This window comes from Enterobacter sp. FB, from assembly GCF_000805795.1.
GTDB lineage: Bacteria > Pseudomonadota > Gammaproteobacteria > Enterobacterales > Enterobacteriaceae > Enterobacter > Enterobacter roggenkampii.
The window spans coordinates 1311218-1336891 of the sequence record NZ_JSZC01000013.1 but is presented as its reverse complement, the minus strand read 5'-3'; the positions used below and the strand labels follow the sequence as shown (position 1 = coordinate 1336891).

31 protein-coding genes are annotated in these 25674 nt (G+C 57.1%); 15 read left to right on the top strand and 16 right to left on the bottom strand.

Translation table 11 applies throughout. The features are described 5' to 3' along the window. The first annotated feature begins 177 nt into the window (after positions 1-177). Together azoR and PI91_RS13460 are read left to right on the top strand one after the other, a co-directional pair. Positions 178-783: an FMN-dependent NADH-azoreductase gene (gene azoR, locus PI91_RS13465; protein WP_008502313.1), complete on the top strand. Its 606-nt coding sequence runs from the start codon at positions 178-180 to the stop codon at positions 781-783. Positions 784-873: 90 nt separating this feature from the next. Continuing rightward, positions 874-1560 carry an RluA family pseudouridine synthase gene (locus PI91_RS13460; RefSeq protein ID WP_039266363.1) on the top strand — a complete coding sequence of 229 codons (687 nt, stop codon included), beginning with the start codon at positions 874-876 and terminating at the stop codon, positions 1558-1560. Between the two features lie 7 nt (positions 1561-1567). Here PI91_RS13460 and PI91_RS13455 read toward each other — a convergent pair whose 3' ends face one another. After that, positions 1568-2107, bottom strand: coding sequence for a DUF2058 domain-containing protein (locus tag PI91_RS13455; RefSeq protein ID WP_039266362.1), 540 nt, complete (start codon positions 2105-2107; stop codon positions 1568-1570). A 267-nt stretch (positions 2108-2374) separates the two neighbouring features. On the opposite strand from PI91_RS13455, the gene PI91_RS13450 reads away from it, so the two are divergent. The 4 genes from PI91_RS13450 to PI91_RS13435 all read left to right on the top strand — a co-directional run bounded on the left by PI91_RS13450 (position 2375) and on the right by PI91_RS13435 (position 5847). Next, complete coding sequence (locus tag PI91_RS13450; protein ID WP_032674738.1) at positions 2375-2896, top strand: DUF2778 domain-containing protein; 522 nt, start codon at positions 2375-2377, stop codon at positions 2894-2896. Between the two features lie 253 nt (positions 2897-3149). After that, positions 3150-3641 (top strand): type VI secretion system tube protein TssD, encoded by a 492-nt coding sequence (locus tag PI91_RS13445; RefSeq protein ID WP_039266361.1) that lies wholly within the window; start codon positions 3150-3152, stop codon positions 3639-3641. 179 nt (positions 3642-3820) lie between these two features. Beyond that, on the top strand, positions 3821-4795 hold the full coding sequence (locus PI91_RS13440) for a DUF1852 domain-containing protein (RefSeq protein WP_021241378.1): 975 nt from the start codon (positions 3821-3823) through the stop codon (positions 4793-4795). A 23-nt stretch (positions 4796-4818) separates the two neighbouring features. Then, positions 4819-5847: a methionine synthase gene (locus PI91_RS13435; RefSeq protein WP_021241377.1), complete on the top strand. Its 1029-nt coding sequence runs from the start codon at positions 4819-4821 to the stop codon at positions 5845-5847. On the opposite strand, the gene PI91_RS13430 is transcribed toward PI91_RS13435, so the two are convergent. Next, complete coding sequence (locus tag PI91_RS13430) at positions 5822-6784, bottom strand: LysR family transcriptional regulator (protein ID WP_039266360.1); 963 nt, start codon at positions 6782-6784, stop codon at positions 5822-5824. The genes PI91_RS13435 and PI91_RS13430 overlap by 26 nt on opposite strands. A gap of 95 nt (positions 6785-6879) precedes the next feature. On the opposite strand from PI91_RS13430, the gene PI91_RS13425 reads away from it, so the two are divergent. Together PI91_RS13425 and PI91_RS13420 are read left to right on the top strand one after the other, a co-directional pair. Beyond that, entirely contained in the window at positions 6880-7314 is a 435-nt protein-coding gene (locus PI91_RS13425) for a DMT family transporter (RefSeq protein WP_039266358.1), read from the top strand. Between the two features lie 4 nt (positions 7315-7318). Next, positions 7319-7777, top strand: coding sequence for a DMT family transporter (locus tag PI91_RS13420; RefSeq protein WP_008502322.1), 459 nt, complete (start codon positions 7319-7321; stop codon positions 7775-7777). On the opposite strand, the gene PI91_RS13415 is transcribed toward PI91_RS13420, so the two are convergent. Genes PI91_RS13415 through PI91_RS13380 form a run of 8 tightly spaced genes read right to left on the bottom strand, consistent with a single transcriptional unit; the run spans position 7774 to position 13654 of the window. Beyond that, on the bottom strand, positions 7774-8307 hold the full coding sequence (locus PI91_RS13415) for a DUF3833 domain-containing protein (protein WP_039266357.1): 534 nt from the start codon (positions 8305-8307) through the stop codon (positions 7774-7776). The genes PI91_RS13420 and PI91_RS13415 overlap by 4 nt on opposite strands. After that, positions 8304-8828: a hypothetical protein gene (locus PI91_RS13410; RefSeq protein WP_023292489.1), complete on the bottom strand. Its 525-nt coding sequence runs from the start codon at positions 8826-8828 to the stop codon at positions 8304-8306. Before PI91_RS13410 ends, PI91_RS13415 begins: the two co-directional genes overlap by 4 nt. Further along, entirely contained in the window at positions 8825-9310 is a 486-nt protein-coding gene (locus PI91_RS13405) for a DUF2878 domain-containing protein (RefSeq protein ID WP_039266356.1), read from the bottom strand. The genes PI91_RS13410 and PI91_RS13405 overlap by 4 nt, the downstream gene beginning before the upstream one ends. Next, positions 9307-10527 carry a cyclopropane-fatty-acyl-phospholipid synthase family protein gene (locus PI91_RS13400; RefSeq protein WP_023292491.1) on the bottom strand — a complete coding sequence of 407 codons (1221 nt, stop codon included), beginning with the start codon at positions 10525-10527 and terminating at the stop codon, positions 9307-9309. Before PI91_RS13400 ends, PI91_RS13405 begins: the two co-directional genes overlap by 4 nt. Then, positions 10524-11246, bottom strand: a complete 723-nt coding sequence (locus PI91_RS13395) for a DUF1365 domain-containing protein (protein ID WP_039266355.1) — start codon at positions 11244-11246, stop codon at positions 10524-10526. The genes PI91_RS13400 and PI91_RS13395 overlap by 4 nt, the downstream gene beginning before the upstream one ends. Before the next feature lies 1 nt (position 11247). Next, positions 11248-12507, bottom strand: coding sequence for an NAD(P)/FAD-dependent oxidoreductase (locus tag PI91_RS13390; protein WP_039266354.1), 1260 nt, complete (start codon positions 12505-12507; stop codon positions 11248-11250). Next, on the bottom strand, positions 12504-13223 hold the full coding sequence (locus PI91_RS13385; RefSeq protein ID WP_023292494.1) for an SDR family NAD(P)-dependent oxidoreductase: 720 nt from the start codon (positions 13221-13223) through the stop codon (positions 12504-12506). Before PI91_RS13385 ends, PI91_RS13390 begins: the two co-directional genes overlap by 4 nt. After that, positions 13220-13654: a nuclear transport factor 2 family protein gene (locus PI91_RS13380; RefSeq protein WP_008502330.1), complete on the bottom strand. Its 435-nt coding sequence runs from the start codon at positions 13652-13654 to the stop codon at positions 13220-13222. Before PI91_RS13380 ends, PI91_RS13385 begins: the two co-directional genes overlap by 4 nt. 256 nt (positions 13655-13910) lie before the next feature. Between PI91_RS13380 and PI91_RS13375 the strand changes: the two genes are divergently transcribed. Further along, entirely contained in the window at positions 13911-14108 is a 198-nt protein-coding gene (locus PI91_RS13375; protein WP_008502331.1) for a hypothetical protein, read from the top strand. 1 nt (position 14109) lies between these two features. Then, positions 14110-14898: a hypothetical protein gene (locus PI91_RS13370; protein ID WP_039266353.1), complete on the top strand. Its 789-nt coding sequence runs from the start codon at positions 14110-14112 to the stop codon at positions 14896-14898. On the opposite strand, the gene PI91_RS13365 is transcribed toward PI91_RS13370, so the two are convergent. From PI91_RS13365 to PI91_RS13355, 3 genes are all read right to left on the bottom strand, one after another. Next, positions 14879-15391, bottom strand: a complete 513-nt coding sequence (locus PI91_RS13365; RefSeq protein WP_039266352.1) for a GNAT family N-acetyltransferase — start codon at positions 15389-15391, stop codon at positions 14879-14881. The two genes, PI91_RS13370 and PI91_RS13365, sit on opposite strands and share 20 nt — an antisense overlap. Positions 15392-15409: 18 nt before the next feature. After that, positions 15410-15814 carry a VOC family protein gene (locus PI91_RS13360; RefSeq protein ID WP_008502334.1) on the bottom strand — a complete coding sequence of 135 codons (405 nt, stop codon included), beginning with the start codon at positions 15812-15814 and terminating at the stop codon, positions 15410-15412. A gap of 198 nt (positions 15815-16012) precedes the next feature. Next, complete coding sequence (locus tag PI91_RS13355) at positions 16013-16594, bottom strand: TetR/AcrR family transcriptional regulator (protein WP_039266351.1); 582 nt, start codon at positions 16592-16594, stop codon at positions 16013-16015. A gap of 103 nt (positions 16595-16697) precedes the next feature. On the opposite strand from PI91_RS13355, the gene PI91_RS13350 reads away from it, so the two are divergent. Continuing rightward, positions 16698-17165 (top strand): nuclear transport factor 2 family protein, encoded by a 468-nt coding sequence (locus PI91_RS13350; protein WP_039266350.1) that lies wholly within the window; start codon positions 16698-16700, stop codon positions 17163-17165. A gap of 39 nt (positions 17166-17204) precedes the next feature. On the opposite strand, the gene PI91_RS13345 is transcribed toward PI91_RS13350, so the two are convergent. The 3 genes from PI91_RS13345 to PI91_RS13335 form a co-directional block, all read right to left on the bottom strand. Continuing rightward, a complete protein-coding gene (locus PI91_RS13345) occupies positions 17205-17744 on the bottom strand; it encodes an ester cyclase (RefSeq protein ID WP_039266349.1) in 540 nt (179 codons plus the stop codon). Between the two features lie 65 nt (positions 17745-17809). Beyond that, positions 17810-18529 carry an SDR family oxidoreductase gene (locus PI91_RS13340; RefSeq protein ID WP_039266348.1) on the bottom strand — a complete coding sequence of 240 codons (720 nt, stop codon included), beginning with the start codon at positions 18527-18529 and terminating at the stop codon, positions 17810-17812. Next, entirely contained in the window at positions 18526-19641 is a 1116-nt protein-coding gene (locus PI91_RS13335; RefSeq protein WP_039266347.1) for an alkene reductase, read from the bottom strand. Before PI91_RS13335 ends, PI91_RS13340 begins: the two co-directional genes overlap by 4 nt. A gap of 99 nt (positions 19642-19740) precedes the next feature. Here PI91_RS13335 and PI91_RS13330 point away from each other — a divergent pair, with 99 nt between their 5' ends. From PI91_RS13330 to PI91_RS13315, 4 genes are all read left to right on the top strand, one after another. Further along, on the top strand, positions 19741-20652 hold the full coding sequence (locus PI91_RS13330; RefSeq protein ID WP_039266346.1) for a LysR family transcriptional regulator: 912 nt from the start codon (positions 19741-19743) through the stop codon (positions 20650-20652). Positions 20653-20785: 133 nt separating this feature from the next. Beyond that, positions 20786-21400 carry a TetR/AcrR family transcriptional regulator gene (locus PI91_RS13325; RefSeq protein WP_032622997.1) on the top strand — a complete coding sequence of 205 codons (615 nt, stop codon included), beginning with the start codon at positions 20786-20788 and terminating at the stop codon, positions 21398-21400. 74 nt (positions 21401-21474) lie between these two features. Next, entirely contained in the window at positions 21475-22584 is a 1110-nt protein-coding gene (locus tag PI91_RS13320; protein WP_039266345.1) for an efflux RND transporter periplasmic adaptor subunit, read from the top strand. Continuing rightward, complete coding sequence (locus PI91_RS13315) at positions 22581-25670, top strand: efflux RND transporter permease subunit (protein WP_039266344.1); 3090 nt, start codon at positions 22581-22583, stop codon at positions 25668-25670. Before PI91_RS13320 ends, PI91_RS13315 begins: the two co-directional genes overlap by 4 nt. Positions 25671-25674: the final 4 nt, after the last annotated feature.

The following is a 25674-nucleotide window of genomic DNA, read 5'->3' as shown; positions in this document are numbered from 1 at the left end:
AAACTCTCTTTTTAATGATTGCTATAGAGTACCACACTGACGCCTTTCGTGCCTTATTCAAAAAATTCGAACATAGGTTTCGATATATTGCGCTATCTCTGTGGCAGGATTGTGAATAGAGTGTCAACAAGCAACGGGGCAACCCCCTTCAATCAAATGCAACAACAGGAATCACCCATGAGCAAAGTATTAGTTTTGAAATCCAGCATTCTGGCAGGGTACTCTCAGTCTGGTCAGCTGTCTGATTACTTCGTTGAACAGTGGCGTGAACAGCATTCTGCTGACGAAATCACCGTGCGTGACCTGGCTGCAAACCCCATTCCTGTGCTCGATGGCGAGCTGGTTGGCGCGCTGCGCCCAAGCGATGCGCCGCTGAGCCCGCGTCAGCAGGAAGCGCTGGCCCTGTCCGACGAGCTGATTGCTGAGCTGCAGGCACATGACGTCATCGTCATCAACGCCCCAATGTACAACTTCAACATCCCAACCCAGCTGAAGAACTACTTCGACCTGGTGGCGCGTGCTGGCGTAACCTTCCGTTACACCGAGAACGGCCCTGAAGGTCTGGTAAAAGGCAAGCGTGCGATCGTGCTGACCAGCCGCGGCGGTATCCACAAAGATACCCCAACCGACCTGGTTGCGCCGTACCTGAGCCTGTTCCTGGGCTTCATCGGCATCACTGACGTGAACTTCGTGTTCGCGGAAGGTATCGCTTACGGTCCGGAAGTGGCGACCAAAGCGCAGACCGACGCGAAAGCCGCCATCGACAGCCTGGTTGCAGCGTAAGACTTCACCCTCTCACCGCCCGGTGGGAGGGTTTTTCTTTTCTCCCGCATTTCGTTATCATCCGCTCCCACTCTCCAGCCGGGCGGCCTGATGTCTGCGATCATTGATTCTTTTATTGCCCCACCGTGTCACGATGACATTCAGATCCTCTGGCAGGATGAACATCTGCTGCTGATCGACAAGCCTTCCGGCCTGCTCAGCCTCTCAGGCAAAAATCCGCAAAACCTGGATTCCGTCCACTATCGTCTGGTTCAGGCGTTCCCGGGCTGCACGCTGGTGCACCGTCTGGATTTTGGCACGTCCGGGCTGATGGTGGTTGCGCGCAATAAGGTCATCAACGCGGCGCTGTGCCAGCAGTTCAGCCAGCGCAGCGTGGAGAAAGTCTACAGCGCCCTGCTTTGCGGCCACGTGGAAAATGATGAAGGGGTCATTGACGCCCCGATTGCCAAAGACCCGGCGCAGTTTCCGCTGATGTCGATCTGCGCCATTACCGGTAAACCCGCCCGCTCCCGCTACCAGGTTGTGGAACGGTTTTATCAGGGGGCGGGATTACCGTTAACGCGGGTGAAACTGATCCCGGAGACCGGGCGAACCCATCAGCTGCGCATTCACTGCCAGCAGCTGGGGCACCCGATTCTGGGTTGCGATCTGTATGGCGGTCTTGACGCGCCGGGGGCTGAGGGAACGCCCCGGCTGATGCTGCATGCAAGCGTTCTGAATTTTATTCATCCCGTGAGCGGAGAGCCGGTTAACGCCCGTCACGCCGCCCCGTTCTGAATGCGGTTTACCACATTAAATCGTCAGGGATTTTGAAGTCCGCGTACGGATCGTCTTCGTCCTGCTCTTCCTGGCTGAGCGCGCTGTTTAACACGATGCTGTCGGCATCGCGCTGGGCAATTTTATCGGCCACTACCGCCGGGATAATCGCGTATTCGCACTCGCCGCTGGCGTTGATGACCAAGCGGGCAATCGCCAGACGGCCGTTGATCAGCTGAGCCTGGGTTTGCTTGTCCACCTCGATTTTTTTGATCAGATTACCGTCGGTGAAGTTAAAGGTAATGTTGCCCCTTGAGACGGTGATGCGGTTCATCTCGATCAGCTGCTTCACCTGCGCCTTAAACTCTTTCGCCAGCACGGCCTGCTTCTGCTGCTCGCTCAGCAGCTTGTCACGCTCGATCTGGGCCTTCTTGTTCTCTTCTACCGCTTCCCGAGCCTCACGCGCCTGAACGCGTGATTTCTTTGCCGTGCGCTGCACTTTCGCCGCTTTCTTGCTGCTGACGAGGCCCGCTTTCAGCATCTGCTCTTGTAAGGTGAGTTTTGTCATGATTATTTCTAAACCGGTTGGAAATTTTGGGGATTATAGCGGGAATTGCGGAGCGTGTGCCAGAGAAGCAGGCATGGCGTTTTGTTAGCTGAGTCTGGTTCATTATTCATTCAGCATTTACTAAGGTTAACGCGAAAGCGTGATTAAAAATTGTCAGGTCATTTTCTTAAAAAAAATGAGCCGTTCATAAATATGATGTTGGTTGAATATCTATGGTCACGTCAGGCGTAGGCTGACTTTCTCTTAATAAAAGGATGTGGAGAAAAGATGGCCTTAAAAGGAACGATGCTGCTAAATGGTGCTGACTATGCGCCTTTTAACCTGTACGGCGTTGGCGTGTTTATGGCGCATTCCGGGCAGGGAATTTACAGAAACAACGGATTTTGTGGTGCAGTTAAAGGGTCGGGTCCAATTCCTCCAGGTAAATACTGGATTGTTGACAGAGGGACTGGAGGTTTCTTTTCCGGTTTAAAAGCGAAGGTTCAGGATCGGTGGAATAAGGTCAGGTCCGGTGCAGAATTTGGCCGCGATGAGTGGTTTGCTTTATACAAGGATGACTGGGGAATCGATGATGGTACCTGGATTGATAACGTCTATCGGGGTTTGTTTCGGCTGCATCCGGGTACGGTATCTGAAGGATGTATCACGATTGCCCATAATTCTGATTACGCACTGATTCGGAATGCTCTCATGAGTACAGAGCTTATTCAGGTTCCCTGTATGCGTTCACTGATGGCACGCGGTTGGGTTGAGGTGAGTGAAAGTGGATATACCAACGCGTGCCCTTAAATGGGGCATCAGGCTGTTCAAAACGGTCTGGTTTCTATGCATCAGCATTTTAGTAGGCCGCACATTGGGACCCGCTGAACGCTATCTTGATCATGACGTGGTCTCATCTCTATGTGATTTTATTTATGGTGATGTGAATGCTGAAACACTATACGACACATATACCAATATCGATATTTTAATCGTACTGACCCTCGCTACGGTTATTTACCGCTTAACAACGCTACTACTCAATAAAATAAGGAAATAAAGAATGCCTATTCCTCCCTACATGTGGCTAAAAGACGACGGTGAAGCACATATTAAAGGTTCTGTAGATGTTCAGGATCGTGAAGGTAGCATTGAGATCATAGGACTGAGTCATGGCCTTAACCTCCCGGTAGACAGCGCTAACGGCAAGATCACCGGCACGCGTCAACACTCATCTATGCGGATTGAAAAGGAAGTTGATAGCGCCACGCCCTACCTTTACAAAGCAGCATCTACCGGTCAGGCACTCAAAAGCGCTGAAATTAAGTTCTATCATATTAATGATGCCGGACAGGAAGTCTGTTATTACACCGTACTAATGGAGAACGTAAAGGTTACGGGTGTTAACTGCAGCGTGCCGAACGTGAAAATCGCTGCCAACGATAAAATGAACCATGTTGAAAGCGTAAGTCTGCAGTACGAAAAAATTACCTGGCGCATCGTCGACGGGAACATAATGCACAGTGACGCCTGGAACGAACGCCCTACAGCATAACGCTAAGGGGCGCGATGCCCCTTACTCTCTCACTTTCCTCTCCAGGCTGTGCGCAATCCTGTTCATGAACTTCCCTCATGTTGCATTGAAATTAAGTCACTTCCCCTGCGCCACGGGCTCAGGCATAAATTATGCATTGGTAACTTCTTAGCAACATGAACTTAGGATGCATAACCACAATGAGCAAAGCTTTCACATATACCCTTAAGCGCAGTTGCTTCGATGAGAATTACAACCCGTCAGAAAATACGCGTACGACCACCAACTTCGCCAACCTGGCGCGCGGGGAAAAACGTCAGGAAAACCTGCGCAATACGCTGGTGATGATCAACAACCGCTTTAATGCCTTAGCGCGCTGGGATAACCCAAACGCCGATCGCTATGCGGTTGAACTGGAAATCATCTCTGTCGATTTGAATATTGGCGCGGAAAAGCCGTTCCCGGCCATTGAGATACTGCAAACCACCATTGTCGACAAGAAAAACAACCAGCGTATCCCTGGCATCGTCGGGAATAACTTCTCGTCTTACGTGCGGGATTATGATTTCAGCGTGCTGTTGCTGGAGCACAACAAGAACCAGCAGCACTTCAGCATTCCGGAAAAATTTGGCGAACTGCACGGCAATATCTTCCGCCATTTTGTGAGTTCACCGGAATACAAAGAGAACTTCACAAAAGGACCGGTGATTTGCCTGAGCGTCTCCAGCAAAGATATCTATCGCCGCACCGGTAACCAGCACCCCGTGCTGGGCGTTGAGTACCAGCCGGATGGCGAATCGCTTACGGAGCAGTACTTCGCGAAGATGGGCCTGAGCGTGCGCTACTTCATGCCGGAACACAGCGTGGCGCCGTTCGCGTTCTTCTTTACCGGGGATTTGCTGAGTGATTACACCGACCTCGAACTGATCGCCACCATCAGCACGATGGAGACGTTCCAGAAGATCTATCGCCCGGAAATTTATAACGCCAACTCGGCGGCGGGGCTGTGCTACCGACCGGATCTGAACCAGCAGGATCACTCCTTAACCAAAATTGTGTATGACCGGGAAGAGCGAAGCCGTCTTGCGATTGAACAGGGTCGGTTTACCGAAGAGTACTTTATTAAGCCTTACAAACACATTCTTGAGCAGTGGTCTGATAACTACACGCTTTAATACATTAAAAAAGGTCTTTTATTATGAAAACATTGCTCCCGACTTCAACGGCTGGCAGCCTGCCAAAGCCGACCTGGCTTGCGCAACCTGAGACGCTCTGGTCACCGTGGAAGTTACAGGATCAGGAACTGCTGGCAGGCAAGCAGGATGCGCTGCGCCTGTCTCTGGATGAGCAGATCCGCGCGGGAATCGATATCGTCAGCGACGGGGAACAGACCCGCCAGCACTTCGTCACCACCTTTATTGAACATCTGAGCGGCGTCGATTTTGAGAACCGCCAGACGGTGCGCATTCGTAACCGCTATGACGCGAGCGTGCCGACCGTGGTTTCTGCGGTTGCGCGCCAGAAACCGGTCTTCGTCGACGATGCAAAATACCTGCGCCAGCTTACAGACAAGCCGATCAAATGGGCCCTGCCGGGGCCGATGACCATGATCGACACCCTGTATGACGCGCACTATAAAAGCCGCGAAAAGCTGGCCTGGGAATTCGCCAAAATCCTCAACCAGGAAGCGCGAGAGCTAGAGGCCGCAGGCGTGGATATTATCCAGTTCGATGAACCGGCGTTTAACGTCTTTTTTGATGAGGTCAACGACTGGGGCATCGCCGCGCTGGAGCGCGCCATTGAAGGGCTGAAGTGCGAAACCGCGGTCCACATCTGCTACGGCTACGGCATCAAGGCCAATACCGACTGGAAAAAGACGCTCGGCTCGGAGTGGCGCCAGTACGAAGAGGCCTTCCCTAAGCTGCAGACCTCTAACATCGACATCATCTCCCTGGAGTGCCACAACTCCCGCGTGCCGATGGATCTGCTGGAGCTGATCCGCGGTAAAAAAGTGATGGTTGGGGCGATCGACGTGGCAACCAACACGGTTGAAACGCCGGAGGAAGTGGCCGATACGCTGCGAAAAGCGCTGCAGTTTGTCGACGCCGACAAGCTCTATCCGTCAACCAACTGCGGCATGGCGCCCCTCTCCCGTCAGGTTGCCAACGGCAAGCTTAAAGCACTCAGCGCTGGCGCAGAAATTATCCGCCAGGAGCTTGGCGCGTAATCCCCTTACGCTGCCAGTACGGCGGCGTACCAAAGCGCTCGACGTAATAATCAATCACCGCCCTGACGTTCAGGGGCGGATGTCGGGCATCAGGGTAGATCGCCGCGATAGCCTGTTGTTCCGTAGTGATGGCGCACTCCAGCGCGGGCAGGAGCGGAATCAGCTCACCGCGCTGGAGCGGTTCGCTCACCAGCCAGTCCGGAAACAGCACAATCCCCATCCCTCCCCGCGCCGCAGCCAGCAACGCTTCCGCATTATTCGAGGTCATCAATGGCGTCACGGGATAGTGTGTCCACGCCTCGCCCGCCCTGCGCAACAGCCAGCGGTTAGGCCCTGACGATCCGCGATACACCAGGCAATGATGGTGGTTCAGATCGTCCGGCACTTCTGGCGCACCGTGTTTATGCACGTAGTCTGGCGACGCGGCCAGATGGTACACCTGCTGCCCAAACACCCGCGCGCGAAACGACGAGTCCGTCAGCACGCCAATGCGGAAGATAAGATCTGCCGCATCACGGTGGGGGTCAATGAAATCATCGGTCAGCGTCAGCTCTACGCTCAGGCGAGGATAGCGTGCCGACAGGCCGGGAAGTCCTGGAGCTATGTGCTTCTGGCCGAAAAACACCGGTCCGTTAATGCGGATCGCACCGGACGGCTCCACCGCACGCGCGTCCAGCTCCCGGCGCGCCTCTTCAAGATTCTCCGCCATCGACCGGGCGTAGCGAATAAACAGATGACCGCTTTCCGTGGGAATGACGGCCCGCGTATTGCGATAGAAAAGCTGCTGCCCGAGCGCATCCTCGAGCTGGTGGATCACGCGCGATATCTGCGAGGCCGATATCCCCTGCCGCCGCGCCACGACGGAGAAGTTCTGCGCTTCATACACGTCGATAAAGATCAGCAGCGCGCGGATGTTGATGTTGCTGGCGTCAACCATTAATGCATATCCTGCAAAGGTGTTTCCACCATTATGGCATTTTTCTCATTGCACAACCCACGTAATCTTCTTCGCCTGAAAACGGAGGAAGAAGAATGCAGTTGGTTTTGATTTTACTGGTGATCGCTGGCGGGATGGGCCTCTCCGTCGAGGCGGGACTGCTGGGCCCCCTGGGGGGAAAAGTCGGGGATTTATGGGCGACGTTCAGCATTTTTGGCGTCGGCGCCGCGCTGACGTTTTTGCTGATGCTGTTTTTCAGCCCGCGCAACAGCCCGTCGTTTTTCGCACAGCCCGGCTGGCAGCTCCTCGGCGGGGTGCTGGGTCCGATCTACGTCGTCATACTGACGCACGCCACGCCGACTATCGGCATCGCGCTGACGATGATTGGCATTCTGGCAGGTCAGGTTTTTAAAAGCCTGATCATTGACCACTTTGGCCTGCTGGGTACGCCGCACAGGAAGATAAACGCAAGACGCATCGTGGCGCTGGTTTTTATTATTGCCGCACTGGTACTGGTCGCAAAGGGGTAAACACATGACACTGATGATGATAATTCTGGCCATCTGCGGCGGCGCGACGCTGAGCATACAGGCCGCAATTAATGGGCAGCTCGGCAGCAGCGTGGGCGTTTTCAAGAGCGCGTTTCTAACGTTTTCCGTCGGCGCGCTGGTGACCGCCCTGCTCATTTTCTTCTTTGAGCCTAAGCAGGCGGTCACGCTGCTGGACGTGCCGAAATGGCAGCTCCTCGGTGCGATGTTTGGCGTGCCCTATATCGTGATAATGGTGCTCGCCGTACAGCGGATCGGCACCGCTGTCGCCACGGTGGCGGTGATATTCGGCCAGCTCGCCATGAGTATGCTGATTGATAACTTTGGCTGGCTGGGCAATCCCGCCATTTCGTTTTCACCGAGCCGTCTGAGCGCGGTGGTATGCCTGGGGATTGCCCTGTACTTCATCTACTCCAGCAGCAAAACCGGCAGCGTCCGCGACTAAGCTGAGGTCTTACGGGTAAAGAACAGCGTCACCGTGGCGACGGTGACGCCCAGTTTCTTCATCTCGGTTTTATTAAACAGATGGTTCTCATCCTGCAGGTACATCCAGTCGTCAAAGTTCAGTAGCCAGGTGCTGCCGTTGGCCTTCACGTTCATGCTGTAATGCCAGTTGAACGCGTTGCCGGCGGCCTGCCCCGTTGCTACCCCTTCAATGTCCCCCGCCGTGCCTTCGTAGCGATCGCTCCCCACGCGGCGGATATGCCAGACCCGCTGCTGCTTCTCGCCGTCGTCGTAAACGAAGTGCTCGTTCAGCGTCAGCGTATCGCCGATAACGTCCCCGGCAATCTCAACGTGAAAGCGGCGGATCTGCTTGCCGCTGCGATCCTGTACCATCCCCCACGCTTCGGTTTTGCCCTGGAAGTAGTGGAAGATATCCAGCCGCGGCTGCTGCTGGCGATACTCGGTCACCTCCGTGCTACAGCCTGCCAGCAGCATCGTCAATGCCAGCGCCATCATCAGGATATGTTTCATTTTTGGCCTCCGATTAACTGCTGACGCAGCTCAGGGTATTGCGTACGAGGGTCGAGCCAGATGGCCAGGAAGCGGGTGCTGAACGCTTCTGACTGACGCGGTCCGAGTGGAATAAAGGCTTTTTGCGCCGCTGACGCGCGATACCAGAACTGCCCCTGCCCGTCGTCGAGCACAAACGCCAGCTGTGCGCCCGGCCGGACATCCGGCCACAGAGAGCGCAGCATCTGTAACCAGGCTTCGCTTCGGGGTTCCCGTTGCAGGATCCCCTGCGCCTGCCACTGGTCGCGGGTCGCCTCGACCAGCTCATCGCGATCGATATCGCGCGCATAGGTAATAATCAGCGCCTGATCCTGGTTCTCCCGACCGTAACGCCCGTCCGGCGTACGCAGCTGGGAGGTATAGACGGTGAACGGCCCCCAGGTGAGCGTGGCGTCACCCACCTTCCGCCACGCCAGCCAGTCGGCGGCCTGGGCAACAGGAACAACCAGCGTCAGACAAAGCAACAAAACCGCAGCTCTCATTTTTGTCTCCCCATCAGCAGGTGGAAAAACAGCATCAACACCAGCCAGCCCGGCGCCATCCAGCTGACGACGATAAAGGTCGGCTCCAGAAACGTGATGGCACCCAGCCGTTCGCCAATCAGGTACGCCACCGGCCCTCCCACGGCGGCCAGCAGGGTGAGCAGCCAGCCGGGCAACGTGGTGGTGCGCGCAAGCTGCGTCCAGACGGTGGCGAACATCAGCCATAATGCCACCATCCATAGCGGCATCAGGGCATCACCCGTGAAGGCGATCAGCCCCGTCAGCGCCCAGAGCGTATCCAGCAAACTGCCCGCCGCGGCCAGCCCAATGGCGTAAAAACGGTATACAGACGGCAAGAGCAGGCACGCCAGGATCGCCAGCCCGAGCCAGATAATCAGGCCCTGTTCGCGAAAGAGCACCACCAGCGCCCAGTAGAGATCGAACGCGACGGCCAGCAGGAAGACCTGAAGATATCGTCTCATACGCGCTCTGCGGTCAGCTGCACCACGCTAATGGTGCGGGCGTTAAACCCGGCTTCACAGTAGCCAAAGTAATAAAGCCACATGCGGCGGAACCGGTCATCAAAGCCGAGCTTTTCAATCTCCTGCCAGGCGTGGACAAAGCGCTGCCGCCAGTGCGCCAGCGTGCGGGCGTAGTCCGGCCCCATGTCGAAGAGATTGCGCACCACGAAATCGGTGTGGCGCGTCATCAGCTCGTTCATCGCGGTGATGCTCGGCAGGAAGCCGCCGGGGAAAATGTAGCGCTGAATAAAATCGACGCTTTTGCTGTAGTCGCGATAGCGCTGGTCCTGAATGGTGATGGCCTGAATCGCCATTCGTCCACCCGGGCGCAGCCGCGCCTGACAGGTCCGGAAGAATGTAGGCAGATAGCGTTGCCCGACGGCTTCAATCATCTCTATTGAGACCAGCTTGTCGTACTGCCCGGTGAGGTCGCGATAGTCGCAGAGCAGCACCTCAACACGATCCTGCAACCCGGCGCGGGCGATCCGCTCGGTTGCCCAGACGTATTGCTCCTGCGACAGCGTGGTGGTAGTCACCCGACAGCCATAATGACGGGCCGCGTATTCCGCCATCGCCCCCCAGCCGGTGCCGATTTCCAGCAGGTGGTCGGCCTCGCTAAGCGCCAGCTGGTCGCACAGGCGCGCCATTTTGGCCTGCTGAGCCGTCGTGAGATCCTGCTCGTCTGCGGTAAAGAGCGCGCTGGAGTAAAGCAGTTCCCTGTCCAGAAAATGGGCATAGAAGGTGTTGCCCAGGTCGTAGTGGGCGGCAATATTTTCACGCGCCTGCGCGCGGGAGTTACGCCGCGTCCAGTGGCGCAAACGCTCCAGCGGTCGGCCAAGCAGCCGGAACCCTTTCTCAAGACGGCCAAGCACCTCGCCGTTGAGGGCCAGGATTTGCAGAAGCGGCGTGAGCTGCGCGGTTTCCCATTCGCCGTCCATCCAGGCTTCAGCGGCGGCAAGGCTCCCGCCCGTTAAGACGCGCCAGTAGACGGCGGGCGTGAGGATCTGCACGTCGGCGTGCAGCGCGGAGGATGTCTCGCCAAAATGGAAGGTCTGCGCCCCTTCACGCAGGGTGAGCGAACCACCGCGGATGCCGCTTAACAGACGAAACAGCAGCCATCGCGCGAGGCGGACGTTGCGCGGGATATCGGGTTCTAACGCAAAGACGGGATCGGTCATGAGCGTTCACTCCTGCTGACGGGATGGTTATACAGCGGCACGCGCTTGAGCCACAGCCTCAGCGCCTGCCAGTAAATGGCGAAAACGGTTTTCAGGGTCATAAGCGGGATGCGCAGCAGCAGCGCGCGCAGTGCCGGACGGGTCAGCGGCTCCCGGCGCAGGGCGAGCGTGGCGTCGAACACCTTCGCTTCCTGATGATTTTCAATGTGCATTTGCAGCGTGTTATCCGGATCGTTGAAGCGCCAGTGGTAGATCATGTCCATCGGGTTGAAGGGGGAAACGTGAAACGCTTTTTCCGTGGGCTGGGCATGTTGCCCGTCGACCGCGTAATAATGACGCTCGTTCCACGGCGTGTTGCGAACCTCGGCCAGTACCCAGCGCAGAGTCCCCTTCCCGTCATAGCAGTAGTAAAAGTTGACCGGGTTAAAATGAAACCCGAAATACCGCAACTGCGTCAGAAGCATGACCCGCCCGTCCGGCCGTTCCCCGGTCAGGCTCTCCAGCCTGCTGAGCACGTTCTCTTTGAGCGGCGTGCCGAGCGGATAGTCCGCGTCATGGAACGCGGCGGCGGCAAAGCGATTGCGGCGCACGCCGACGGACGCCAGCAGCGGCAGCTCATCAAGATCCAGCCAGGCCATAAAGACGCTGTAGCGAAATTCATGGGTTTTCGGCTGAAGGCGGCGGTGGCGCAATACGCCGTGATAGAGGCAGCTGTTCATCTCAGTTCCCCTCTCCGGCCGCTATCGCGTTGACCACGTCCAGCGCGCTGCGCACGCCGTCCTCATGAAAACCGTTGTACCAATAGGCTCCGCAGAACCAGCTCCGCTGGTGACCGTTGATCTCGCCGCGCCGCGCCTGCGCCCGCCAGCTTTGCGGGTTAAACAGCGGATGCTCATAAACGAAGCGTTGCAGAACGAAGCGTACATCCACCGGTGCGTCCGGGTTCAGGGTGACGCAGAACAGCGGACTGCCCGCAGGCAGCCCCTGCAGAATGTTCATGTTGTAGGTCACACAGGCGCTGGCCTGCTCCTGCGCGCTCAGCCGGTAATTCCAGCTCGCCCAGGCGCGCGGCCGCGCCGGCAGCCAGCGCGGGTCGCTATGCAACACCACCTCGTTGCGCTGCCAGCCGATATCGCCCAGCACCTCGCGCTCTGCGGAGGTCGGGTCGTCAAGCATCGCCAGAGCACTGCCGGAGTGGCAGGCAAATATCACCTGGTCGAAGGTATGGCTGCCGTTTTCAAGCTGGAGCGTGACCCCGTCCTCGTGGCGGCTCACCCGCTGAACCGGTGAATTGAGATGCAGCGTCAGCCGATCGCCCAGTTTGTCGAGCATCGCGCGGATATACTCTCGCGAGCCGCCCGGCACCACGTACCACTGCGGGCGATGGGTGATATCCAGCAGACCGTGGTTTTGGAAGAAACGTAAAAAAAGCGGCAGCGGGAAACGCTTCATCTCCTGCAGCGAGGATGACCAGATGGCGGCCCCCATCGGCAGAATATAGTGGCGCGCAAAAAACGGCGTAAAGCCGTGCTGGTCCAGAAACGTCTGCAGCGTGGCGTTCGGGTCCACTTCCCCGTCCAGCGCCTGTTTTGCCAGACGATTGAAGCGGACGATTTCACCGAGCAGCCGCCAGAATGTCGGATTGACGAGATTTCGGCGCTGGGCAAACAGCGACGTCAGGGTGTGGCCGTTGTATTCCAGCCCCGTCTCGGGGTTGTGTACTGAAAAGCTCATCTGGGTTTTTTGCCCGCTGATACCCAGCTCGCTGAGCAGGCCCATAAAGCGCGGATAGGTGCGGTCGTTGTAGACGATAAACCCGGTATCGATCGCGTATGTGCCCTGTGGCGTCGTCACGTCAACCGTTGCGGTATGGCCGCCCGGTGTGGATCCCGCTTCAAACAGGGTCACCTGATGGTGCCCGGCCAGTCGCCAGGCGCACGTCAGTCCGGCAATGCCGCTGCCGATAATTGCAATATTCATGAACGCACCATCCTGCGCAGCAGCGTGCGCTGTAGAAAAGCAGGCAGCCCTGAGAGCAGCCGCAAAATGAAGCCAAATCCGGCAGGAAACGCGATGTGCATTTTCCCGGCCGCCAGCCCGATACGGATCGCCTTCACCGCCTCATCGACGGTCACCCGACCCGGCATGGCAAAATCGTTTTTTCGCGTCAGGGGCGTATCGACGAAGCCCGGAGAGACAACCGTGACGGTAATCCCTTTTGGCTCCCAGTCCAGGCGCAGGCTTTCGGCAAACCAGCTCAGCGCCGCTTTGGACGCACCGTAGGCCTCTGCGCGGGGGAAAGGCAGCCAGTGGGCCATCGAGCTCACCAGCACCACGCGGTTGCCTCGAACCAGCTGCGGCTGCAGCGCCTCAAGGCAGTTCACCGGCCCGAGGAAATTGGTGTTCATGACCCGCTCCACCAGCGCTGCATCCACCACGCCACCGTCGAGGTATTCGCAGGTACCGGCGCAGAGAATAATCAAATCGGCGTAGCTGCCGGTCAGCGCCTGTCGGCAGGCCTCCCGGTCCGTCATATCGAACAGGCGAACGGTGAGATTGGGGCAGGTCTGATGCAGCGCTTCCAGACGCGCCGGATCGCGCCCGCAGGCAATCACATGATAGCCGTCAGCGGAGAAGGATTTCGCCAGCCCGGCGCCAATGCCCGAACTTGCACCGGTAATCAGTACCGTCTTCATGATTTGACCCTCCGCTTCACGCCGCGTACCGCCCAGCCCAGCAGAGGAAGATGTTCGTAGATCATCTCTCCCGCATCGTAGTAGTCGCGCTGGTGGGTGATGAGATCGTTTTCCGTCTCCACCACCGAGCACCCCGGCAGATCGAGCGGTTCGCCTCCGGCAATGCGCGGATGCGACCAGTGCATCACCCAGGTGACAACAAACCGGTTCCCGCTGCAGAGCGGCGGGTCGATAGAAAAACGGCAGTTCTCGACGTTGGCCAGCAGATGGGTGAAATAGCGCTGAAGCGCAAAGATACCGTCGTGCTCGCCGAACGGATCGACAAGCGTGGCATTTGAATGGTAAAGCCCGACCAGCGCGGACGGCGGCTGGCTATCCAGTGCGGCGTAGTACTCAACAAACCGACTCACGACAGAGGGCAAAGTGCTCATGGGTCACATCCTGGCTGTAAACAACGTGGCGTAATCGCATACTTAAAACTTACACAATTAACGTTATTTGTCCAAGTTTGTGCAAATTTATTTTTTATTAACCATAAATATCAACAACTTGATAACTCAATCTTTTGTCGGTTTTTAGGCCGGGTAAGGCGTAGCCGCCACCCGGCTTTCACTTTCAGGTTATCCTTAAGGCAAATTCAGCAATCATCTTCCAGGCTTATCCTTTTTATTCATAAGGATGCCTGACATGAAACGTTTCTTTCTCTCCCTGTTCTCAAGCCCGGAATCCTTACTGCAGGTGATGAGTCAGCAGGAAATTATTGAAGCCGTGGAAGATGGCGACCGCATCATCATCGACCAGGACGGGAACGCCTCGGTGAACTACAAGAGCAATGAGGTGCGGCAGGACTTTCTGCGTCACGTTAACGCGCTGAAGAGGGCCTGATATGGGAACGGCGATATTTATGGTGCTGATGGTCTGCGGGTACTGGTACACCAGCCGCGACCTGTCGACCCGCTTTAAAATCAAGCGTTCCTTCGGCTGGGATGTCTATTTTCTCGTTGCGCTTTACGGCTGTATTTTCGTTCTGCAGGGGGTGATTGCCACGGGGTTGCTCTGGCTGCTGCTGCTTAACCTTTCCGCCGCCAACAACGCTTTCCACTTTGCCTCACCGAAATACACCGACTGGCAAATCGACTTTATGAACTGGAGTTTTTTAGGCATTCAGGCGCCGGTGGTGGTAATGCTGGCGTTTGCCATCCTGTTTTGTCTCTACCGGTCTAACTGGGCAGGCAGCGCCAGGCTGGACGGCGAGAGCCGGAAAAAGCTCTACAAACGGCTTGCGCAGGCGAGCGGGATTGAACAACTGCTCTATCAGTGTATGGAGCAAGGCGAGCTGGCGCAGGTCACGCTCCGCTCGAGGCGGATATACGTGGGTATGATCCACACCGCGACGCTGGAATATGAAAAAACGGCCAATATCGTGCTGATCCCAATGTTGAGCGGGTACCGGGATGCGAAGACGATGAACCTGCGCATCGAGAATAATTACAGCCGGTGGTATGCGGAGCATGACATTACGCTCGACTCGGAACCCCGCAGCGCCATGTCATTCCGCAAGGTGATTTTACTCAATCAGATTGAGAGCATCTCGCTGTTCGATCCCGCCAGCGCCAGCGCGCTGTCGCTGGCACAGCGGGACGAGAGCCCTGGCCCTAAAGAGACATCCCCATAATTCTGAGTATGCTCTGCTGTGAGGCTGTTTCAAAAAGGACGTTCTTAATGCAGAGCATGCCCTGCTTCTGGTAGAACCGGTACGCTCCTGCGTTCTGCTCAAGCACTTCCAGCCAGAGAGAGTCCTTTCCCCTGCTCCGGGCCATGTCGATAATTTTATGGAACATGTCCTGACCATAGTGCTTGCCGGTCTCGGCAGGATCGAGGTAGAGCTTGTTGAGGAGAACGCCCCTCTTGTCCGTTTCCGGAAGCATGGCGTCCCTGGTCACTTTCATGAATCCCACTGGCCGATCGGTTTCTGCCACAAACCAGGAAACATGGCTCTCGGTCAGGCTCTGCTCAATGACGGAGGGGGCATACTCGGCGTCCAGAAAAGCCGTCATCTCCGCTTCTGATACCCACAAATGCTGAAAATGCGCGGGATAGATTCGATATCCCAACTCGCTTAATAGCGTTGAATCGGCCCCGGTGGCCTGTCGAATTCGAAGCGTCATGGAAGGTATCCCTGGTCATCACCCGCGTTGGGCATGTTGATAGAGGTCCCAGCGGTTGCCGTACATATCTTCAAACACCACCACCGTACCGTACTCTTCCTCACGCGGTTCTTCGCAGAAATGAACGCCTTTTGCCTTCATGGCATGGTAATCGCGCCAAAAATCATCCGTCTGAAGGAACAGGAAAACTCGGCCACCGCATTGATTACCGATAAAACCTTCCTGCCTCTCGTTAGACGCACGAGCCAGCAAAATGTTGCAGTCGCTTTCCGGATTGGGCGAGACGACCACCCAGCGTTTACCCGGTTGCGGCGTATCCTCTACGAGGGTAAACCCCAGCTTGTCTGTGTAGTACTCAATGGCGCGATCGTAGTCATCAACCACAATAGCCACGCAGCCGAGGCATCGTTTCTGTGTTCTCATTTTTTCGGTTCCTTTGCCCTAATTAACTCATTATGAACGCTTTTCCACTGAATATGCACACATAAAAACAGCGATCGCATGCGCGACCCGACGAGCAATTTCTTCATCAGATAAGCTCTTTCTGGCGTCAGGCTGTATCTCAAGGCTTGTCATCTCTTCCGTCGTGACATCACGGCCTTTCTCAAGAAACAGGCTGCATCAATTGCCATCGGGTAACCCTGCCAGCGCCCTCTTCAACGACGCGATGACCTCATCCGTCTCCATGCCCATCTGCGCATGAATAATGGCGCCGTCAATGAGCAGCATGATTTCATTGACGACGCGCTCATCCGCAATCTTCGTCAGCGACGCAATAATCTTCTTTGTTTCGATTTTATGATCGCGGCATATCGCTTTTATTTCGCTTTCAATATCTTCGGATTTGGCTTCGGCGCTGGCATTAATAAACGCACAGCCGTGAAACTCAGGCGAAATAAACCATTCATAAAGGGTAGCCGATAGAGCGTCCGCAGGCGTCTGGCCTTCAACGAGATGTCGACGAAGCGTGGCCTCAAACCAGTTAATCCATATTTCATGTCGATAGTGTAAATAGGCGAGAATAAGCGAGCTCTTACTCGGAAAATGGCGATAAAACGTCACCTTCGTCACTTTCGCCTCTTTAATCAGCGTATCCACCCCCGTCGCTCTGAAGCCTGTGGAATAAAACAGATCGTGGGCCGTCAGTAATATTTTATCCCTGACGCTTATTTTTTTATCGTTGTTTTCGGATTCAGCTTTCATTTGTCGATGGCCTCAAAACGGATGTTGACAGCGTTATTTTTCAGGCATAGATTAGCGCAAGTAGACAGACCTGTCTACATAATCACATAACGAGGTAATTGCCATGAACACACGTCCTCCCTTGCCGCCCTTCACACGCGAAAGCGCCATCGAAAAAGTCAGGCTGGCAGAAGATGGCTGGAACAGTCGCGACCCGGCGAAAGTCGCGCTGGCCTATACGCTGGATACCCAATGGCGCAACCGTGCAGAGTTCGCCACCAACCGTGAAGAGGCCCGGGGGTTTCTCGAAAGGAAATGGAAAAAAGAGCTGGATTATCGTCTGATTAAAGAGCTGTGGGCCTTTACGGATAACCGCATCGCGGTCCGCTATGCCTATGAATGGCATGATGATTCAGGCAACTGGTTCCGTTCGTACGGCAACGAGAACTGGGAATTCGACCCAGACGGCTTGATGAAGCGTCGTTTTGCCTGCGTAAACGATATGCCGATAAAAGAATCCGAGCGACTGTTCCACTGGCCGCTGGGCAGACGCCCGGACGATCACCCGTCGCTGAGCGATCTGGGCTTATAAGATTTCTACATCACTCCGGGGCGCCCCGGAGTGATGCGTTTAGAGTGCGCCCAGCTGTTTCATCAGCGTCAGGTTGTCCTCAATATGCCAGTTTGCCGCAATTTTACCGTTGCGGACTTCATAAATATCCGTAGCGATGAAATCTATTTTCTGTCCCTTTCCTTTCAGCTTGCCAAATGTCCCGGTGAATGTGCCGTAAAAATGTAAATGTGAGACCACGCGGTCGCCTGAAATAATCATCTGCTCAACGTCGCAGCGCAAATCGGGCACGGCCATGCGAAACGCCCGCGAGGCTAAAATAGCGCCTTCCGGCCCCTGCTTACGGCCTTCCGGCGGTGTTTTATCAACAAAGTTTGCCGCCAGGGCATCACGCGCCAGAGTTTCATTACCGGTGTTCCAGAACGTGGCATATTCTCTGGCAACGGCTTCATTCGTCTTTAATTGCATCTGGGGCAGGCTCTTGTCCACAATCAGCTGTTTCGGCTGTACTCTTTCCCCCTGCGCGGAAATAGCATTGCCCGACAGACCAGCAAAAATAAGCGCCGCGATAGCGGGACGAAAGCACGTCGTATATTTCATGATGTCTCTCTACAGAATGTTACGTTACCCGCAGACGATACCCTGCGGATCACATTAATGAGGGGTCAGTTAATTAACGCCCCGCCCTCAATATCAATGACCGACCCGGTGACAAAGGGGTTGTCCATGGCGAAAAGATACCCTTGTGCGATGTCCTGCGCCCTTCCCCAGGCTTTGGCTGGCAGGGTTTCCGCCGCGCCTGCGAGCATTTTTTCCCGCGCGGCGGCGTCCATCCCCGCATACGCTTCCGTGTCGGTCAGCCCCGGACTCACGACGTTGACGCGCAGCGGGGAAAGCTCTTTCGCCAGCACCTTTGTCGCGGCCTCAATGGCGGCATTCATCGTTGTTTTTACGATGGCGCCCGCCACGGTGCGGCGTGCCACAAACCCGCTGGTGAAGGTCAGCGTACCGCGGGGAGCGATGTTCCCGCTGAGATAGCGGGCGACATTCAGGCTTCCCCAGAATTTTGTATCAAAGGCCTGTCTTGCCGCACGGAGATCCAGTCCGGAAAGCAGCCCGCCCGGCGCCTGTGAACCCGCCGTGACGACAATATTATTGACCTCGTCCAGCGTTTCACTTAGCGCAACAAGCTCTTCCTCACGGCTGATATCGAGCACGAGAGTGCTAACAGACGCGGCATGAGCGCTCAGTCGTTGCCGTGCAGCGTCCAGTTTCGCGCTATCGCGTCCCGCAAGCATAATCTCCTCGCCGCGCCCGGCAAGCAGGGTGCCCACGGCGAAACCGATGCCGGAAGCGCCGCCGATAATTAAGGTTTTACGGGTCATAAAGTTTCCTCCTGCTGGGTGTACGTTGAGTAATCGGTATAGCCCGTGGCGGTGCCGCCAAACAGCGTGGCGGGGTCGCGCACCTGGGCCAGCGGCAAGCGGTGCGCCAGCCGGTGAGGCAAATCCGGGTTGGCAATAAACGGTCGTCCGAAGGCAATCAAATCGGCATAGCCCGCCGCCAGAATGTCTTCGGCTTTGGCAAGGTCATAGTTGCCCGCGACGATCAGGGTGCCGCTGAAGGTCTCGCGAAGCGATTGACGGAAATGCGCAGGAATCTGCGGCGCGTCGTCCCAGTCGGCTTCCGCCAGGTGGATAAACGCAATCCCTTTTTGTTCGCACCAGGCCGCAAGCGCGAGTATGGCTTCAGAGACCTGCGGGTCGTTCATCCCGCGCTGGGTAATAAACGGCGAAAGACGGATGCCCGTACGTTCGTGACCAATGGCTTCGGCAATCGCGCTTAACACGTCCTGGGCGAAGCGGATCCGGTTAGCCACCATACCGCCGTACTCGTCCGTGCGTTTGTTGGAGGTTTGGCGCAGGAACTGGTCGATCAGATAGCCGTTTCCGCCGTGGACCTCCACGCCATCAAACCCGGCCTGAACGGCATTCAAAGCGGCCTGGCGATAGTCCGCGACGATGTTCTGAATGTCCTTGCGTGAGAGCGTTCTCGGCTGCGGGCAGTCAACCATCTGGCCTTCTCCACGCTCATTCACCACCCACACCTGCGCGTCCGGGGCCAGCGCTGACGGGGCGACGGGCTGACCGTCCTGGTGAAAACTGGCGTGCGACATTCGCCCAACGTGCCAGAGCTGAGAAAAAATGACCCCGCCCGCCTGATGTACGGCCCCCGTCGTGAGCTGCCATCCTGAAACCTGCTCCGGCGAATGGATGCCGGGCGTCCAGGAGTATCCCTGACCCTGAGGCGAGATTTGCGTGGCTTCGGTGATGATTAACCCCGCGCTGGCCCGCTGCCGGTAATACTCCGCCATCAGCGCGGAGGGAATGTTGCCCGGCTGAAGGGAGCGCGCGCGGGTCATCGGCGCCATGACGATACGATTTTTCAGGTCCAGCGACCCCAGCCTGTAGCGTTCAAAGAGTGAAGCAGGTTTCATGTTTTCATCCCTTATGGTTTGGATGAAATCACTTTACAGCCCGCATCTGATTTTGATAATTACGCTAAAAATAGATGCACTTTTCGGAAAAGATGAATAATGGGTAAACTCGAAGACATGGCTTTACTGGTGGAAGTCGCCAGGGCCGGAAGTCTTTCCGCCGCCGGACGACGCCTGTCGCTTTCTCCTGCCACGATGACCGCCAGGCTGAAGGCAATTGAGGAGCGTTACCAGACGCGCCTGTTTCATCGCTCAACGCGATCCCTCACCCTGACCCGCGCAGGCGAAGAGTTTTATCACGCCGCGCTGCGCGTGCTGGAAGAGGTGCATCACGCCGAGTCGCTGCTGACGCAAAAAGAGGGCGTGCTCAGCGGCAATATTCGCCTTTCCGCGCCCTCGGACTTTGGCAGACAGTATCTCAGCCCTGCCGTCATTGAATTTTCTCGTCACCATCCTGCCGTCAAATTTTACATCTCGCTAAAAGAAGACGTTGAGGATCTGGTCGCTAACCGGCTGGATATGAGCGTGCGCTTCGGCAATTTGCCGGACAGCAGCCTTGTCGTCAGAAACATCCGCCCGAACCGTCGGGTGCTGGTTGCCTCCGGGGCGTATCTTAACGACCACGGTATCCCCGCCACGTTTGCCGATCTAGCCCGGCACCGGTGCCTGGCGCTGGAGTCTCAGGGCGTGGTGATGAACGAATGGCGCTTTGAACATGAGGGAGAGGAAAGCGTTGTTCGCGTCGAGCCCGCCATGGTGTGCGACGACGGGGCATTGCTTCGTCAGTGGGCCCTGGGCGGAGCGGGCATCGCCGGGAAATCGTGGTGGGACGTCAAAGACGACGTTGACGCCGGAAGACTCACGGTGCTGTTTGCCGACAGCTTCACCGGCTTTAGCCGCTACGATCGCAAAGATGTCGGGCTGCAGCTTGTTTACCCGCAGCGCAAGCTGCAGCCGCTTCAGGTTACGGCGTTTAGCCAGTTTTTTCTCGACTGGCTTAAAAAACATTAACGTAAAAAACAGTGATACACTTACTCCACCTGGCCGATTGTCCCGTCTTCACGACGTAAGACAGCACAACAGTAACCAAAGTACAAAATGGTCACTCGTTGCCAACCCTGGCTCGTCACGCTAAGCTTACATAATGACTAAAACTATGAACGCCCCATCAATACGTGGTCCACTTGACCATTCTGTCAGAGAGCAAATCGTCGAAGCGGCCTTTGAGCACTTCGGCCATTACGGCTATGAAAAAACCACCGTCGCCGAGCTGGCGAAATCTATCGGTTTTTCAAAATCCTACATTTATAAGTTCTTCGATTCCAAGCAGGCTATCGGCGAAGTGATCTGCGCTAACCGCCTGGAGCTGATCATGGCGGCCGTGCTTTCCGCCATTGAGGATGCGCCGTCAGCCAGCGAAAAACTCCGCCGTCTTTTTAAGTCGCTCACCGAGGCCGGCAGCGAGCTATTTTTCCACGATCGCAAGCTCTACGACATCGCCGCCGTCGCGTCACGGGAGAAGTGGCCTTCGACGGAAAGGTATACCGAAAGCCTCCTGAAGCTGATTGAGACCATCATTATCGAAGGCAGACAGGCTGGAGAGTTCGAAAGGAAGACGCCGCTGGACGAGGTCACCTGTGCCGTTTACATGGTGATGTGCCCTTACATTAACCCCGTTCAGCTGCAGTACAACCTTGAAACTGCCCCAACGGCGGCGGTACTTCTCTCCTCACTGATTCTAAGAAGCCTGGCCCCCTGATTAGTGACCATTGACTTTATTGGTCACTAATCACAGAATGCGGAAACTGTCCTGTTACTTCAAAAGGGTTTCCCATGCTCAGGCTCACTTCAGCCCGCCTTGCCATATGTCTTCTGCCGTTTGCCCTCGCGGCATGCGGCGATATTTCCGCGAGTGACGATCCGCGCACCAGGCCACCGCTTGTCAGATCCGCCTCCGTCGAGAGGGCGAATCCAGCCGCTCGCACCTTTACGGGCGTGGTGGTGGCAAGAACGCAAAGCGACCTGGGCTTCAGGGTTCAGGGTAAAATCCTCGAACGCCTGGTGGATACCGGGCAGACCGTCAAACAGGGCCAGCCCTTGCTGCGTCTGGATCCGGTTGATCTGAAATTACAGGCTCAGGCGCAGCAGCGCGCGGTGGATGCTGCCCAGGCGCGGGCGAGAAAAGCCACCAGCGATGAGGCGCGTTATCGCGGTCTGGTGGCGTCCGGCGCGGTGTCCGCCGCGGAGTACGATCAGATTAAAGCGGCGGCCGATACGGCCAGGGCGGATCTCAGCGCCGCCCGGGCGCAGGCCAACGTGGCGCAAAACGCCACGGGCTATGCCGTCCTGCTGGCGGATTCAGAAGGCGTAGTGATGGAGACGCTTGCCGAACCCGGTCAGGTGGTCAGCGCCGGACAGGTGGCGATCCGCCTTGCCAGAGCGGGACAGCGCGAAGCGCTCGTGCAGCTTCCGGAGACGCTGCGCCCTGCCGTCGGCAGCGAAGCACGGGCCACGCTTTATGGCCGTGAACAACACCCGGTCACCGCCACGTTGCGCCTGCTGTCTGACTCCGCGGATGCCACAACCCGGACGTATGAAGCACGCTACGTGCTGGCAGGCCAGCTGGCGAACGCGCCGCTGGGGGCGACCGTCACGCTCAGCCTTGAAGACCCGAAAGCGGAAGGTCAGGCCATGCAGGTCCCGCTGGCCTCACTCTACGATGCGGGTAAAGGGCCCGGCGTCTGGCGCATTTCCGCCCAGCCGGCAAAGGTCATATGGACGCCGGTTAAGGTGCTGAGCGTGGGTGAAGATGCGGTCCAGATCGCGGGCGGCGTGAAGCCCGGGGAGAAGATCGTTGCGTTAGGCGCCCATCTTCTGCACGAAGGTGAAGTTGTCAGGCTGGCAGAACAGCGCCATGCCGCCCCGGCGGAGAACGCGCCATGAGCCAAAGCCGCTTCAACCTGTCAGCGCTGGCCGTCCGCGAGCGTTCCGTCACGCTGTTTCTGATCGTTCTGGTGACGATTGCCGGTATTTACGCCTTTTTTGGACTGGGACGCGCGGAAGATCCGCCCTTCACCGTGAAGCAGATGACGGCGATTGCCGTCTGGCCGGGTGCGACCGCGCAGGAGATCCAGGATCAGGTCGCGGAGCCGCTGGAAAAGCGCATGCAGGAACTCAAATGGTATGATCGTACCGAAACCTATACCCGTCCCGGCATGGCGTATATCACCCTGTCGTTGCAGGACAAGACCCCGCCTTCTGAGGTGCAGGAGGAGTTCTATCAGGCGCGTAAAAAGCTTGGGGATGAATCCCAGCGTCTCCCGGCGGGCGTCATCGGCCCGATGATCAATGACGAATTCTCGGATGTCACCTTTGCCCTCTTTGCTCTGAAAGCAAAAGGCGAACCGCAGCGGCAGCTGGTACGCGATGCCGAAGGCCTGCGCCAGCAGCTTCTGCACGTTCCCGGGGTCAAAAAAGTGAACATCATCGGTGAACAGGCCGAGCGGATTTATATCGCCTTCTCCCATGACCGTCTGGCGACGATGGGCCTCTCACCGCAGGATATTTTCAATACTCTCAACGGCCAGAATGCCCTGGCCGCGGCGGGCGCCATTGAGACCCGGGGCGCGCAGATTTTTATCCGCCTGGACGGCGCGTTCGATGAACTGCAGAAAATCCGCGATACGCCTTTAGTCGCCCAGGGCAAAACGCTCACGCTGTCGGATGTGGCAACGGTTGAACGAGGCTATGAAGATCCCCCGACGATGCTGATACGCAATCAGCATGAACCCGCCCTGCTGCTGGGCGTTGTCATGCGTGAGGGCTGGAACGGCCTGGCGCTGGGTAAAGCGCTGGATGCGGAGACGGCGAAAATCAATGATAGCCTGCCGCTTGGCATGACCCTGACCAAAGTCACCGACCAGTCCGTGAATATCCGCTCCTCGGTCGATGAGTTTATGATCAAATTCTTCGTCGCCCTGCTTGTGGTCATGGTGGTCTGTTTTGTCAGCATGGGCTGGCGCGTGGGGGTGGTGGTTGCGGCGGCGGTACCGCTGACGCTGGCGGTCGTTTTCGTGGTGATGGAGGCCGCGGGAATAAACTTTGACCGCGTCACGCTGGGCTCCCTGATCCTCGCCCTCGGCCTGCTGGTTGACGATGCGATTATCGCCATCGAAATGATGGTGGTGAAGATGGAGGAGGGTTACGACAGAATCAAAGCCTCGGCCTACGCCTGGAGCCACACCGCCGCGCCGATGCTGGCCGGTACCCTGGTGACGGCGATTGGCTTTATGCCGAATGGGTTTGCCCAGTCGACCGCCGGGGAATACACCAGCAATATGTTCTGGATTGTCGGCCTCGCCCTGATTGCCTCATGGTTTGTTGCGGTGGTGTTCACGCCGTATCTGGGGGTGAAGATCCTGCCGGCGATCCCCAAAGTGGAAGGGGGCCATGCCGCCATCTATAACACGCCTCGCTATAACCGCTTTCGCCAGCTGCTTGGCCGCGTTATCGCCAGAAAATGGCGCGTGGCCGGGTCCGTGGTCGCCATTTTCATTCTGGCCGTGCTCGGCATGGGGCTGGTAAAAAAACAGTTCTTCCCGACCTCCGATCGCCCGGAAGTGCTTGTTGAAGTGCAGATGCCCTATGGCACCTCGATTGCGCAAACCAGCGCCGCTACCGCAAAAATAGAAGCGTGGCTGGGCAAGCAGCCGGAAGCCAAAATCGTCACGGCCTATATTGGTCAGGGCTCGCCCCGTTTCTATCTGGCAATGGCCCCCGAGCTGCCCGATCCCTCTTTTGCGAAAATCGTGATCCTGACGGACAGCGAGACGTCACGCGAGGCGCTCAAGTTCAGGCTCAGGGAGGCCGTTGCCAGCGGCCTTGCGCCCGAAGCCCGCGTGCGGGTGACGCAGCTGGTGTTTGGCCCCTACTCGCCTTTCCCGGTTGCCTGGCGCGTGTCGGGGCCGGATGTCAAACAGGTGCAGGACATCGCCGAACGGGTGAAAACCGTGCTTCAGGCAAGCCCGATGATGCGAACCGTTAACACCGACTGGGGCTCGCGCGTTCCGGTGCTCCATTTCACTCTCGATCAGAACCGCCTGCAGGCAACCGGCTTAACCTCCAGCGCCGTTGCCGGGCAGCTTCAGTTCCTGCTCTCCGGCGTGCCTGTCACCTCTGTGCGGGAAGATATTCGATCGGTAGACGTCGTTGCCCGCGCGGCGGGAGATATCCGCCTTGACCCGGCAAAAATCGAAGGCTTTACCCTGGTCGGCAATGCGGGACAGCGCGTGCCGCTGTCTCAAATTGGCAAGATAGAGGTCGGCATGGAAGACCCGATCCTGCGCCGCCGCGATCGCACCCCCACGATTACCGTACGGGGCGATATCGCCGACAATCTTCAGCCGCCGGACGTGTCGGTCGCCATCATGAAAGAGCTCCAGCCGATCGTTGATTCGCTGCCGGCCGGCTACCGCATTGACATGGCGGGGTCGATTGAGGAGTCGGGCAAAGCCACGCAGGCCATGTTACCGCTGTTCCCGATCATGATTGCCCTGACGCTGCTGATCATCATTTTGCAGGTGCGCTCACTCTCCGCGATGGTCATGGTGTTCTTAACCGCGCCGCTGGGGCTGATTGGCGTCGTGCCGACCCTGCTGATATTTAATCAGCCGTTTGGCATCAACGCGCTGGTCGGCCTGATCGCCCTCTCCGGCATTCTGATGCGCAATACGCTGATCCTGATCGGTCAAATCGATCATAACCAGAAGGACGGCCTCGATCCGTTCCAGGCGGTGGTCGAGGCGACGGTCCAGCGCGCGCGGCCGGTCTTACTCACCGCCATGGCGGCCGTGCTGGCGTTCATTCCCCTGACGCATTCGGTGTTCTGGGGCACGCTGGCCTGGACGCTGATCGGCGGAACGCTGGGCGGGACGATCATTACGCTCGTCTTCCTGCCCGCGATGTATGCGATCTGGTTCCGGATCCGCCCGGTTGAACAACGCGTGCAGCCTGCCACGGAAAACGTGTAAACTA